General features: G+C 72.0%; 12 protein-coding genes. 7 read left to right on the forward strand and 5 right to left on the reverse strand.

Features of this window, described 5'->3' with window-relative positions; translation table 11 throughout:
* Positions 1 to 21: 21 nt before the first annotated feature.
* Complete coding sequence (locus OG538_RS13635; protein ID WP_406093420.1) at positions 22 to 267, reverse strand: SCO4848 family membrane protein; 246 nt, start codon at positions 265 to 267, stop codon at positions 22 to 24.
* Positions 268 to 388: 121 nt separating this feature from the next.
* Between OG538_RS13635 and OG538_RS13640 the strand changes: the two genes are divergently transcribed.
* Positions 389 to 1,657, forward strand: a complete 1,269-nt coding sequence (locus tag OG538_RS13640) for a D-alanyl-D-alanine carboxypeptidase family protein (RefSeq protein WP_406093422.1) — start codon at positions 389 to 391, stop codon at positions 1,655 to 1,657.
* Here the strand turns inward: OG538_RS13640 and OG538_RS13645 are convergent.
* Positions 1,605 to 2,582 carry a YihY/virulence factor BrkB family protein gene (locus tag OG538_RS13645; RefSeq protein WP_406093424.1) on the reverse strand — a complete coding sequence of 326 codons (978 nt, stop codon included), beginning with the start codon at positions 2,580 to 2,582 and terminating at the stop codon, positions 1,605 to 1,607. The two genes, OG538_RS13640 and OG538_RS13645, sit on opposite strands and share 53 nt — an antisense overlap.
* Positions 2,583 to 2,722: 140 nt before the next feature.
* Here OG538_RS13645 and OG538_RS13650 point away from each other — a divergent pair, with 140 nt between their 5' ends.
* Together OG538_RS13650 and OG538_RS13655 are read left to right on the forward strand one after the other, a co-directional pair.
* Positions 2,723 to 4,084: an FAD-binding protein gene (locus tag OG538_RS13650; protein ID WP_406093426.1), complete on the forward strand. Its 1,362-nt coding sequence runs from the start codon at positions 2,723 to 2,725 to the stop codon at positions 4,082 to 4,084.
* A gap of 77 nt (positions 4,085 to 4,161) precedes the next feature.
* Complete coding sequence (locus OG538_RS13655) at positions 4,162 to 4,962, forward strand: decaprenylphospho-beta-D-erythro-pentofuranosid-2-ulose 2-reductase (RefSeq protein ID WP_406093428.1); 801 nt, start codon at positions 4,162 to 4,164, stop codon at positions 4,960 to 4,962.
* A gap of 100 nt (positions 4,963 to 5,062) precedes the next feature.
* Here the strand turns inward: OG538_RS13655 and OG538_RS13660 are convergent, their stop codons facing one another.
* The gene (locus tag OG538_RS13660; RefSeq protein ID WP_406093430.1) at positions 5,063 to 5,653 is read right to left on the reverse strand and encodes a 2'-5' RNA ligase family protein; all 591 of its coding nucleotides are present in this window, start codon (positions 5,651 to 5,653) and stop codon (positions 5,063 to 5,065) included.
* A 142-nt stretch (positions 5,654 to 5,795) separates the two neighbouring features.
* Entirely contained in the window at positions 5,796 to 6,809 is a 1,014-nt protein-coding gene (gene trpS / locus OG538_RS13665) for a tryptophan--tRNA ligase (RefSeq protein WP_406093432.1), read from the reverse strand.
* Positions 6,810 to 7,012: 203 nt separating this feature from the next.
* On the opposite strand from trpS, the gene rocD reads away from it, so the two are divergent.
* Positions 7,013 to 8,218 (forward strand): ornithine--oxo-acid transaminase, encoded by a 1,206-nt coding sequence (gene rocD / locus OG538_RS13670; RefSeq protein ID WP_406093434.1) that lies wholly within the window; start codon positions 7,013 to 7,015, stop codon positions 8,216 to 8,218.
* 113 nt (positions 8,219 to 8,331) lie between these two features.
* On the forward strand, positions 8,332 to 9,189 hold the full coding sequence (locus OG538_RS13675) for a hypothetical protein (RefSeq protein ID WP_406100120.1): 858 nt from the start codon (positions 8,332 to 8,334) through the stop codon (positions 9,187 to 9,189).
* Positions 9,190 to 9,204: 15 nt separating this feature from the next.
* On the opposite strand, the gene OG538_RS13680 is transcribed toward OG538_RS13675, so the two are convergent.
* Positions 9,205 to 10,608 carry a PLP-dependent aminotransferase family protein gene (locus OG538_RS13680; RefSeq protein ID WP_406093436.1) on the reverse strand — a complete coding sequence of 468 codons (1,404 nt, stop codon included), beginning with the start codon at positions 10,606 to 10,608 and terminating at the stop codon, positions 9,205 to 9,207.
* 47 nt (positions 10,609 to 10,655) lie between these two features.
* On the opposite strand from OG538_RS13680, the gene OG538_RS13685 reads away from it, so the two are divergent.
* Both OG538_RS13685 and OG538_RS13690 read left to right on the forward strand, forming a co-directional pair.
* Positions 10,656 to 11,162, forward strand: coding sequence for a carboxymuconolactone decarboxylase family protein (locus OG538_RS13685; protein WP_406093438.1), 507 nt, complete (start codon positions 10,656 to 10,658; stop codon positions 11,160 to 11,162).
* 44 nt (positions 11,163 to 11,206) lie between these two features.
* Complete coding sequence (locus tag OG538_RS13690; protein ID WP_406093440.1) at positions 11,207 to 11,935, forward strand: isocitrate lyase/phosphoenolpyruvate mutase family protein; 729 nt, start codon at positions 11,207 to 11,209, stop codon at positions 11,933 to 11,935.
* The last annotated feature ends 89 nt before the right edge of the window (positions 11,936 to 12,024 follow it).

Raw genomic sequence — 12,024 nt, forward strand, 5'->3', positions numbered from 1 at the left:
TCCTGGCCGGAAGTCGCTGCGCTAAGCGCTTTGACTGCGCAGGGCCCTGACGCCACGGAACCCGATCACGCCCACTGCCGTCCCCAGGAGAAAGGACGTGATGGCGAGCAGCAGATGCACCCAGAAGTAGGCAGTCGGGTCACCCGCGTCGTCGAAGGCGAGGCCGCTGCCGTCCTTCCACAGGTTCTTGACGAAAGTGATCCAGATGAACCAGCTCCACACCCCGAACGCGAGCAGGAACCAGGAGACGGGGCGGCTGAGCTTCATGGAATCAGTATCTCCGGAACCCTCCGACCGCCTCGCCCGGGGTGGGCTGTCCCGGCGGTGCGTCCGGCGGGTCATACCTCCGGTATCCATATTCAGATCAACTGCATGTACGTTTTCGACCGTGTCAGCTCTCAAGAAGACCGCACTGTCGGTCACCTCTGCCGCTTTGCTGTCCGTTCTCCTCGTCGGTCCCGCGTCGGCGGTCGGTCAGGACACCGCGGACGACGAGCCGAAGCCGCCCGCCGGCATGTCGCAGCTCGGTGGCGCGCAGCTCGGCCGGAGCGGGACCCAGGTCAACCTCGGCGCCGGTGCCCCGGTCCTGCCGAAGGATCTGACCGGCCGGTCCTGGATGGTCTCGGACGCGGAGACGGGCGATGTGCTCGCCTCGCACAATCCGCACTGGCGACTGCCGCCGGCCTCCACGCTGAAGATGCTCTTCGCCGACACCCTGATCCAGGCACCGGCGCTCCAGCCGAAGACGCTCTCGTACACGGTGAAGGACGAGGACCTCGCCGATCTCGGAGAGGGCAGCAGCCTGGTCGGCGTCAAGGAGGACCTCAGCTACACGGTGCACGACCTGTGGCTCGGGGTCTTCCTGCGGTCGGGCAACGACGCGGTGCACGTGCTGGCGTCGATGTACGGGGGCGTCCCCAAGACCGTCGCCGACATGCAGGCGCACGCGGAGGAGCTCCAGGCCCTGGACACCACGGTGGTGTCGCCCGACGGGTACGACGCCCCCGACCAGGTCTCCAGCGCGTACGACCTCACGCTGTTCGCCCGCAGCGGGCTGCAGAAGGCGGACTTCCGCGAATACTGCGCCACGGCGACGGCACAGTTCCCCGGCAAGAAGGAGAAGGGCAAGGAGCGCGAGAGCTTCGGCATCCAGAACACCAACCGGCTGCTCACCGGAGCCGACGGCGTCGCCCAGTACAAGGGCATCGCGGGCGTCAAGAACGGCTACACGACGCACGCCGGCAACACCTTCACCGGCGTCGCCGAGCGCAACGGCAAGGTGCTGCTCGTCACCGTCATGAATCCGTCGTCCAACCAGACCCACGCCGTCTACAAGGAGGCGGCGAGCCTGCTGGACTGGGGCTTCGCCGCAAGCGGCAAGGTCACCCCGGTCGGCGAACTCGTCGCACCGAAGTCCGCCGAGACCGGGACCGGGACAGGTACCGGCAAGGGCGCCCAGGCCGACAAGCCGGCCGCGGCCAAGGGTGAGCACGGCCCCGGCGCCGCGAGGGCCGCCGCGGCCACCGACAGCACCAACGGCGTCGGGACCGCCCTCGCCATCGCCGGTGGGGCGCTCGTGCTGCTGGCCGGGGCGGTGTTCCTGGTCAACCGGCGCTGGCCCCTGCCGGACCTGGTGCGCCGCCTCCCCCGCCGCTGAGGGTGCTGCCACCGGTCTGCCCGCCGGGGGCGGGCGCGGAGCCCTGCTCCGCGCCCTCCGCCGGTCCGGCCTCCCCCTTGCTCCGCGTGGCCGTCCAGGCGGCGCAGAACAGCAGGAGCTTCGCGGTGAAGTTGATCCACAGGAGCAGCGCGATCGGCACGCCGAAGGCGCCGTACATGCTCTTCGAGGCGACGCTCTTCATATAGCTGCCGAGCAGCAGCTTGAGCAGTTCGAAGCCGACCGCGCCGATCAGCGCGGCCACCACGAGCCGGCGTCGCGGCGGCTCGACGCCGGGCAGCAGGGTCAGCAGGTAGAGCAGCAGCAGGAAGTCGGCGAGCACGGCCACCAGCAGGGCCGCGATCCGCAGCAGCACGCCGCCCGCGCCGTTCTCCGGGATGTTGAGCAGATCGGCGACGCGGCCGACGGCCACGGAGCCGACCGAGGAGATCGCCATGGTCACCAGGGCGGCGCCGCCCAGCCCGAACAGCACTCCGGCGTCCTTGAGTTTGCGCAGGACGGGGTTGCCCTGGTCCTGGTCGTCCTTCTCCCAGACGGCGCGCAGACAGTCCCGCATGGAGCCGACCCAGCCGATGCCGGTGAAGAGCAGCAGCGCCCCGGCCACCAGCCCGACCGTCCCCGCGTGGGCCACCAGGTTGTCGATGCCGAGCTGGTCGGAGATGCCGGGCACCTGGTCGGCGAGCTTGTCCTCGATCTTGTTCAGTTGCTCGTCCGAGAGCAGCGCCGCGCCGATCGCCGCCGCGACCGCGATCAGCGGGAAGAGAGCCAGAAAGCTGATGAAGGTGATCGCCGCGGCCAGCCTGGCCCAGTGGACCCTGTCCAGCGTTTCGTAGCTGCGCCAGGCGTGTGTCTCCATCAGCCGGGAGATGAGCGGCCCGATGACGGGGAGATTCTTCAGCCAGTCCATGACGTACGACTACCCTCCCGGGCACCGAAAACCGGCGTGCGGTTCGCCGGGGGCGGGATGGCATCCCCGCAATCACCCATTTCGGTGAGTGTTGTAACAAATCCCTCAAAGGTGTTTTCTCGGGCGATACGGTCACCCTCATGTCTGTCGACACCGTGTCCCTGACCGGCTGGGGCCGTACCGCCCCGACGACCGCGCTGCGCTTTCACCCCCGTAGTTACGAGGAAGCCGTCGCCGCGGTGCGCGGCTGCGGCCCGCGCGGCTCGATCGCCCGCGGCCTGGGCCGGGCGCACGGCGACGCGGCGCAGAACGCCGGGGGTTCCGTCCTCGACATGACGGGGCTGGACCGGATCCGCACCATCGATGCCGCGGCCGGCCGCGTGACGTGCGACGCGGGCGTGAGCCTGCACCGGCTGCTGGAGGTTCTGCTGCCGCTCGGCTGGTTCCTGCCGGTGACGCCCGGCAGCCGGTACATCACCGTGGGCGGGGCGATCGCCTCCGACGTCCACGGTCACAACCACCGCACCGCCGGCTCCTTCTCCCGGCATGTCGCGGAGTTCGAACTCCTCACCGCGGACGGCCAGATCCGTACGGTCCACCCCGGCACGCCGCTCTTCGACGCGACCGCGGGCGGCCTGGGCCTGACCGGGGTGATCCTCTCGGCCAGACTGAGGTTCCATCCGGTCGAGACGTCCCTGATGTCGGTCGACACCGAACGGGCTCTCGATCTCGACGACTTGATGACGAGGCTCGCCGCCGGCAGCCGCCGTCACCGTTATGCGTCCGCCTGGGTCGACCTGACCGCCCGCGGCGGGTCGACGGGGCGCGGCGCGCTGATCCGGGGGGAGCACGCCTCCCTCCAGATGCTCCCGGCGTACGCCCGGCGCACACCCTTGAGCTTCCGCCCCACCCCCCTGCCCCCCGCACACTCCTCCGCGCCGGGCCTCATGCCCGGCGGCCTGCTCGGCCGGGTGTCCGCCGCCGCGTTCAACGAGCTCCGCCATCGCCGCGCGCCGAGGTCCCGCACCGGTGAACTCCAGCGGATCTCCACGTTCTTCCGTCCCCTGGACACCGCGCCGCACACACACCGGATCCGCGGCCGGGGCGGCTTCGTGCACTACGAGTTCACCGTCGGAGACAGGAGGGCGGAGACATTGCGCCGGATCGTCGGGCAGCTCTCGCAGCGCCGCTGTCCGACGTCCCTCGCCGTGCTCAAGCGGTTCGGACCGGGCGATCCCGGCTGGCTGTCGTTCGCGGAACCCGGCTGGAGCCTCGCCCTGGACCTGCCCGCCGCCCTGCCGGGGCTGGGCCGCTTCCTCGACCGCCTGGACGAGGAGGTGGCCGCGGCGGGCGGGCGGGTCTGCCTGACGGCCGACTCCCGGCTGCGCCCCGACACGCTGGCCGCGATGTACCCCCGTCTGGGCGAATTCCGGCAGCTCCGAGCCGAGTTGGACCCGCGGGGGGCGTTCCGCTCGGACCTTTCGCGACGGCTCTCCCTCTGACGACGCCTGCGACCGCCGGCCGGCGGCCGTGCGCGCCCCTCTTCCGCCACCCGTCACCCGCCTTTAAGGAGCGTTCCGTGAAGGATGCCTTCGGTGCCCCGCAGTCCCTGCTCATCCTCGGCGGCACGTCGGAGATCGGGCTCGCCACCGCACGCCGCCTGATCGCCCGCCGCACCCGCACGGTCTGGCTGGCCGGCCGTCCCTCCCCCGCCCTGGACTCGGCCGCGGCCGAGCTGCGGGGCCGGGGTGCCTACGTCCGTACCGTCGACTTCGACGCGCTGGACACCGAGGCCCACGAGACCGGCCTCGGCAAGATCTTCACCGAGGGCGACATCGACATGGTGCTTCTCGCCTTCGGTATCCCCGGGGACCAGGAGCGTGACGAGGAGGAGCCGCTCGCCGCGGTCCGGGTCGCCCAGACGAACTACACGGGGGCGGTGTCGGCCGGCCTGGTGTGCGCCGGCGCACTCCAGGCTCAGGGCCATGGCTCGCTGGTGGTGCTCTCCTCGGTGGCGGGAGAGCGCGCCCGGCGCGCGGACTTCATCTACGGATCGAGCAAGGCGGGCCTGGACGCGTTCGCGCAGGGGCTCGGGGACGCTCTGCACGGGACGGGCGTGCATGTGATGGTCGTACGCCCCGGGCTCGTCCGGCCGGCGACCGTGCCCGCAGGCTCCGGAGCGGCGGCGGCCGATGCTCCGCTCGCGATGGTCCCGTTCACCCGGACCCCGCTCGTGACCACGCCGGACGCGGTCGCGGAAGCGATCGTGACGGGGCTACGGCGGCGTTCGGAGACGGTGTGGGTGCCGGGGGCACTGCGGGCGGTGATGTCGGCGCTGCGGCATGTGCCGCGGCCGCTGTTCCGGCGCCTGCCGGTCTGAGGCGGAGGGGCCGCGAGGGCGGCCGCCCGGCCCCCTCAGGTGAGGCCCGGGGGCGCGCCCCGGGCCTCAGGTGCGGAGCGAGGCTGCGCCCCAGGGTCTCTCAGGTGTGGAAGGAGGGTGCGTCCACGCAGGTGCCGCTCTGCGCGGGCACCGCGGGGCTGCCGCCGCCCGCCCCGAACGGGAACTCGTTGATCTTGCGCCAGACGCTGTCCACGCCCTGCTCGTACAGGGCGAAGGAACCGCAGGTCCAGGACGCCTCGTAGTCGCCGAGCTCGGCGTACGCCCGGTCCATCGCCGCTTCGGAGATGCCGTGCGCCACGGTCACATGGGGGTGATACGGGAACTGGAGCTCGCGCACCAGCGGCCCGGAGGCGTCCCTGACCCGCTTCTGGAGCCAGGAGCACGCCGAGGCACCCTCCACGACCTGGACGAAGACGACCGGCGAGAGCGGGCGGAAGGTCCCCGTGCCGGAGAGCCGCATCGGGAAGGGGCGGCCGCCGGTCGCGATCGCGGCGAGGTGCGCCTCGATCGCGGGCAGGTCGGCCGCCTCCGCCTCGGTCGGCGGCAGGAGGGTGACGTGGGTGGGAATGCCGTGTGCGGCAGGGTCCCCGAAGCTCGCGCGCCGCTCCTGGAGCAGGCTGCCGTAGGGCTCCGGGACCGCGATCGAAACGCCGAGCGTTACGGTCCCCACGTCGTTCTCCTCAATCCTCGATGGTCTGTTTTCAGCCACTGACGGCCGATGCTCTATGCCGCCAGTGTGCCGCCTGTGGAGGCCCCGACGCCAGGGTCCTTGGACCCAGAGACTGTCGGGTGACCTGCGACCGGACGTCCTCTCAGTGCTTGGCGGGCAGAAGGCCCATCCGGTCGTAGGTCAGCGCCAGGGTCTCGGCGGCGACGGAACGGGCCTTCTCCGCTCCCTTGGCCAGGATGGAGTCCAGCGTCTCCGGGTCGTCGAGGTATTCCTGGGCGCGGGTGCGGAACGGGGTGACGAAGTCGACCATGACCTCGGCGAGGTCGGTCTTCAGCGCACCGTAGCCCTTGCCCTCGTACTTCTGCTCCAGGTCGGCGACGGACGTGTCGGTGAGGGTCGAGTAGATGGTCAGCAGATTGCTGACCCCCGGCTTCTCGGCCCGGTCGAAGCGGATCACGGTGTCGGTGTCCGTGACGGCGCTCTTCACCTTCTTGGCGGTCGCCTTCGGCTCGTCGAGGAGGTTGATCAGGCCCTTGGGCGTCGCCGCCGACTTGCTCATCTTCGCCGACGGGTCCTGGAGGTCGTAGATCTTCGCCGTCTCCTTGAGGATGTACGGGTCCGGCACGGTGAAGGTGTCCCCGTAGGTGCCGTTGAACCGCTCGGCGAGATTGCGGGTCAGCTCCAGGTGCTGGCGCTGGTCCTCGCCCACCGGGACCTGGTCGGCCTGGTAGAGCAGGATGTCGGCGACCATCAGCATCGGGTACGTGAAGAGTCCCACCGTGGTGCGGTCGGCGCCCTGCTTGGCGGACTTGTCCTTGAACTGCGTCATCCGCGACGCCTCGCCGAATCCGGCCAGGCAGTTCATGACCCACCCGAGCTGTGCGTGCTCGGGGACGTGGCTCTGGACGAAGAGCGTGCAGCGCTCCGGGTCCACCCCGGCGGCGAGCAGCTGGGCGACGGCGAGCCGGGTGTTGGCACGCAGCTCGGCAGGGTCCTGCGGGACGGTGATCGCGTGCAGGTCGACCACCATGTAGAAGGCGTCGTGGGACTCCTGCAGGGCCACCCACTGGCGGACCGCGCCGAGGTAGTTGCCGAGGTGGAACGAGCCTGCGGTGGGCTGGATTCCGGAAAGCACACGGGGACGTTCAGAGGCCATGGAAGTCATTGTCTCAGGTACGGAACACATCTCGGGCAGCCGGTGGAGGAATCGTTCGAGGACGCCGGAGGGGGCACACGGGCGGAGCCCGGCAGCGGAAAACGCGGGCGCGCCGCGAAGTGAAGGTTTCCTCGTGCGGGATCCGACCGACGATACAAAGTGGGCACACCCTTGGCCCACGCCGCACGACGAACGGAGATCCCGTGTCGACCACGGAAACCGCCATCGCCTCCGCCGAGGCCCACAGCGCGCACAACTACCATCCGCTGCCCGTCGTCGTCGCGACGGCGGACGGCGCCTGGATGACCGATGTCGAGGGCCGGCGCCACCTCGACATGCTCGCCGGCTACTCCGCACTCAACTTCGGCCACGGCAACCGCCGTCTGATCGATGCGGCCAGGGCGCAGCTCGAGCGGGTGACCCTCACGTCGCGGGCCTTCCACCACGACCGGTTCGCCGACTTCTGTACGCAGCTCGCCGAGTTGTGCGGCATGGAGATGGTGCTGCCGATGAACACCGGGGCGGAGGCCGTCGAGACCGCGGTGAAGACCGCCCGCAAGTGGGGCTACCGGGTCAAGGGCGTCCCGGACGGCATGGCGAAGATCATCGTCGCCGCCGACAACTTCCACGGCCGGACGACGACGATCGTCAGCTTCTCCACGGACCACGAGGCGCGCGCGGACTTCGGTCCGTACACGCCGGGGTTCGAGATCGTGCCGTACGGGGACCTGACCGCGCTGCGGGAGGCGATGACCGAGAACACGGTGGCGGTGCTGCTGGAGCCGATCCAGGGCGAGGCCGGGGTGCTCGTCCCGCCGCCCGGCTATCTCCCCGGGGTCCGGGAGCTGACCCGCGAGCGGAACGTGCTGTTCATCGCCGACGAGATCCAGTCGGGCCTCGGCCGGACCGGTAAGACCTTCGCCTGCGAGCACGAGGGTGTCGTGCCGGACATGTACGTGCTCGGCAAGGCGCTGGGCGGGGGCGTGGTGCCGGTCTCGGCGGTGGTGTCGTCCGCGGCGGTGCTGGGGATCTACCGGCCCGGTGAGCACGGCTCGACGTTCGGCGGCAACCCGCTGGCGTGCGCGGTCGCGCTGGAGGTCATCGCGATGTTGCGCACCGGCGAGTACCAGCAGCGTGCCGCGGAGCTGGGCGAGCACCTCCATCAGGAGCTGGGCCTGCTGGTGGGCGGCGGCGCGGTGGAAGCGGTGCGGGGCCGCGGGCTGTGGGCGGGCGTCGACATCGACCCGAGCCACGGCACGGGGCGGGAGATCTCCGAGAAGCTGATGGAGCGGCGGGTGCTGGTGAAGGACACCCACGGCTCCACGATCCGGCTCGCCCCGCCGCTGGTGATCAGCAAGGAGGACCTGGACTGGGGCCTGGAGCAGCTGCGCGAGGTGCTGCGGGGCTGATGCCCGGGCGGCGGGCGGCGGGCCGCGCACGCGGGGTAGGGCTTTCCCGGGCCGGTACCGGGAGCGCTCCGGCCCTGCGTGTCCGCCAGTAGAGTCCCGGTGTGCTTCTGGGGATGATCTGTGCGCTCGGTTCCGCGGTCTGCTTCGGCACGGCCTCCGTCCTTCAGGCCGTCGCCGCGCGTGCGGCCGCGGAGCCGGGTGCGGGTGCGGGGCTGGACCCGGCACTGCTGCTGCGGGCCCTTCGCCAGTGGCGTTACGTGGCCGGGCTCGCGCTGGACGGCCTCGGCTTCGTCTTCCAGATCATCGCCCTGCGCTCCCTGCCGATCTACGCGGTGGGCGCGGCCCTGGCCGCGAGTCTCGCCGTCACCGCGGTCGTCGCCGCCCGGCTGCTCGGGGTGCGGCTGAGCGCCACCGAGTGGACGGCCGTCGCCGTGGTCTGCGCGGGCCTCGGCATGCTGGGGCTCTCCTCCGGCGAGGAGGGGCGGGAGACCGGGTCGGATGCGCTGCGCTGGTCGATGCTCGGTATCGCCGTCGGCATCCTGCTGATCGGCACGGCGGCGGGCCGGCTGCCCGAGCGGGCGCGGGCCCTCGTCCTGGGGCTCGGCGCGGGCTGCGGCTTCGGCGTGGTGGAGGTCGCCGTCCGGCTGATCGACGACGTGTCGCCGTCCGCCCTCGTCGCCGATCCCGCCGTGTACGCGCTGCTGGTGGGCGGCGGTTCGGCGTTCCTGCTGCTCACCTCGGCACTGCAGCGCGGTTCGGTGACGACGGCGACGGCCGGCATGGTGCTGGGCGAGACGATCGGGCCCGCGCTGGTGGGGGTCGTCCGGCTCGGGGACCGTACCCGCGACGGCCTCGGCTGGCTGGCGGTCACCGGCTTCGCGGTGGCCGTGGCGGGAGCGCTGGCCCTGGCCCGGTTCGGGGAGGCGCCGGCGGGCACGCCGGAGCGTGCGGTCCCGGGCGAGGCCGGCTGACGGCCCGTATCCCGCTCACGGCAGGATCCGGCACAGTGCGTCCAGCGCCCCCGCCCAGGCGCTGTCGGTCGGTGTTCCGTACCCGATGACCAGCGCCTCGCGCCGCACCTCGGCGTCCGGGTGCCGGAAGAAGGACAGCCCCTCCACCGCGAGGCCCTGCCAGGCCGCCGCCCGGATGACCTCGCTCTCGGCGCCCTCCGGGAGTTCGAGCACGGCGTGCAGCCCGGCGGCGATGCCGCTGACGCGGATGGAGGGCGCCCGCTCCGCAAGGGCCGCGACCAACTGGTCGCGGCGGTTGCGGTAGCGCAGCCGCATCGCACGCACATGCCGGTCGTACGCGCCGGAGGCGATGAACTCCGCCAGTGTCAGCTGGTCCAGTGCGCTCGACGCCCAGTCGCTCCAGCCCTTGGCCGCGGTCACCTCGTCCACCAGCGACTGCGGCACCACCATCCACCCCAGCCGCAGCCCGGGCGCCAGGGACTTGCTGGCCGTCCCGAGGTACACGACACGTTCGGGGTCCAGGCCCTGGAGTGCGCCGACCGGCTGGCGGTCGTAGCGGAACTCCCCGTCGTAGTCGTCCTCCAGGATCACTCCGCCGGTGCTGCGCGCCCAGTCGACCGCCGCGGCCCGCCGGTCGGGGTGCAGCGGCACCCCGGTCGGGAACTGGTGAGCGGGTGTCAGGAGCACGGCGCCCGCGCCCCGCATCCCGTGCAGTTCGCCGGTCCGGGAGCCGAGTCCGTCGAGCGGCAGACAGGGGATGCGCAGCCCTGCGCCGGTGAGCAGGCTCGTGTGCACGTCCAGTCCGTACGACTCGACGGCCACCTCGCGCACCCGGCGCTCCCGCAGCACCTTCCCCATCATCGTGAGGCCGTGGACGAAGCCGGAGCACACCACGATGCGTTCGGGATCGGCGTACACCCCGCGGGCCCGTGACAGATAGTCGGCGAGCACGGTACGCAGCTCGATCCGGCCGCGCGGGTCGCCGTAGCCGAAGGCGTCGTTGGGTGCGCGGGTGAGGGCGCGGCGGGCCGCCTTCAGCCATTCGGCGCGCGGGAACGTCGCCAGGTCGGGCGAGCCCGGCATCAGGCTGTACGCGGGACGGCTGCGGGGCGGCCGGGTGCGCGGCGTCCTGGTGGTGGACGGGCGCGGCGCGGACCGCTGCGCCACCCGGGTGCCGGAGCCCTGCCGGGCGGTGAGCCAGCCCTCGGCGACCAGCTCCGCGTACGCGTCGGCGACGGTGTTGCGGGCGATGCCGAGGTCGGCGGCGAGCGTCCTGGAGGAGGGCAGCCGGGTCCCGGGGGCCAGCCGGCCGCTCCGGGCCGCCTCCCGCAGGGCGTCCATGAGACCGGCCCGCAGCCCGGTCGCCCCGGTCAGGTCGATGTGCAGGTCGGCGCCGAAAGCGGCCCATGAATCCGTCATGGAAATGGACCATACAGGTGCGCCACTGGCCGCGTAGCGTCTTATCCATGACGACGAACGAGAACAGCCACGCAAGCTCCGAGTACACCGCCGAGCACACCCCGCGCATGCAGTGGACGCAGCACGCCCCCGACGTCTACAAGGCGATGGCCCGCCTGGAGGCCGCGTCCCGCAAGGGGCTCGACCCGGTCGTGGCCGAGCTGGTGAAGATCCGGGCCTCGCAGCTGAACCACTGCGCCTTCTGCCTCGACATGCACACCAAGGACGCTCTCGCCGCGGGTGAGTCCGTCGAGCGCATCGTGCAGCTCAGCGCCTGGGAGGAGTCGCAGCACTTCTACACGCCGAAGGAGGTCGCGGCGATCGAGCTGACCGAGGCGGTCACCGTCCTGACCGACGGCTTCGTGCCCGACGAGGTGTACGCCAAGGCCGCCAAGCACTTCGACGAGTCCGAGCTCGCCCATCTCATCTCCGCGATCATCACGATCAACGCCTGGAACCGGTTCGCCGTATCCACCCGCATGGTCCCGGGCCACTACACCCCCGGCGACCACTGATCCGTGTACTCCCCCCGCACCGCCACCCTCAGGAGCCTTCCGCTATGACCGCCGCCGACCTCCGTGCGCTGCACCACGGCCGTACTCCCGGCGATCCGCTGGTCCTCCCCGGCCCGTGGGACGCCGCGAGCGCCCGCGTCCTCGCCGACGCGGGGTTTCCCGCCCTGGCCACCCCGAGCGCGGGGGTCGCGGCCTCGCTCGGTTACGAGGACGGGGCCACGCCGGCCGCCGAGATGTTCGCGGCGGTGGCGCGGATCGCCCGCGCCGTCTCCGTACCCGTGTCGGCCGACATCGAGGCGGGATACGGGCTGGCACCCCGGGAGCTGGTGGAGCGGCTGCTCACCGCCGGGGCCGTGGGCTGCAATCTGGAGGACACGGTGGACGGGGTCCTCGTGGATGCCCGGTGGCAGGCGGACCGGCTGGCGGAGGTGCGGGCGGCCGCCGGGGATGCGCTGTTCGTCAACGCCCGGGTGGACACGTACGTCACCGGCGTCCCGGACGGCACGGATCAGGAGGCCGAGACGCTGCGCCGCGCGCTGCTGTACGTGGCGGCGGGTGCCGACGGCGTGTACCCGATCATGGCGCCGCCCGAGGCGCTCCCCCGCCTGGCCGCCGCCGTTCCCGTGCCGCTGAACGCCCTTGCCCGGCCGGACGGTCCGGGTCCGCGGCGCCTGGGCGAACTGGGCGCCGCCCGCGTCACGTTCGGCCCCGGTCTCCAGCATCGGGCCACAGCGGCCCTGCGCGAGTTGGCCGACGGGCTGCGCAAGGCCTGAGGCCGGCCGCGCCCGTACGGGAAACGCCACCGCCCCCGGCAGCGACCGGCTGCTGACGGGGGCGGTGGCGTCCGCGTGTCCCCTGTCGG

Source organism: Streptomyces sp. NBC_01013 (assembly GCF_045162765.1).
Lineage (GTDB): Bacteria > Actinomycetota > Actinomycetes > Streptomycetales > Streptomycetaceae > Streptomyces.

What these genes read in the sequence shown, in the direction of transcription:
- OG538_RS13635 (WP_406093420.1), bottom strand. Translation starts at nt 267, where the DNA reads ATGAAGCTCAGCCGCCCCGTCTCCTGGTTCCTGCTCGCGTTCGGGGTG.
- OG538_RS13645 (WP_406093424.1), bottom strand. Translation starts at nt 2,582, where the DNA reads ATGGACTGGCTGAAGAATCTCCCCGTCATCGGGCCGCTCATCTCCCGG.
- OG538_RS13650 (WP_406093426.1), top strand. Translation starts at nt 2,723, where the DNA reads ATGTCTGTCGACACCGTGTCCCTGACCGGCTGGGGCCGTACCGCCCCG.
- trpS (WP_406093432.1), bottom strand. Translation starts at nt 6,809, where the DNA reads ATGGCCTCTGAACGTCCCCGTGTGCTTTCCGGAATCCAGCCCACCGCA.
- OG538_RS13675 (WP_406100120.1), top strand. Translation starts at nt 8,332, where the DNA reads ATGATCTGTGCGCTCGGTTCCGCGGTCTGCTTCGGCACGGCCTCCGTC.
- OG538_RS13680 (WP_406093436.1), bottom strand. Translation starts at nt 10,608, where the DNA reads ATGACGGATTCATGGGCCGCTTTCGGCGCCGACCTGCACATCGACCTG.
- OG538_RS13685 (WP_406093438.1), top strand. Translation starts at nt 10,656, where the DNA reads ATGACGACGAACGAGAACAGCCACGCAAGCTCCGAGTACACCGCCGAG.
- OG538_RS13690 (WP_406093440.1), top strand. Translation starts at nt 11,207, where the DNA reads ATGACCGCCGCCGACCTCCGTGCGCTGCACCACGGCCGTACTCCCGGC.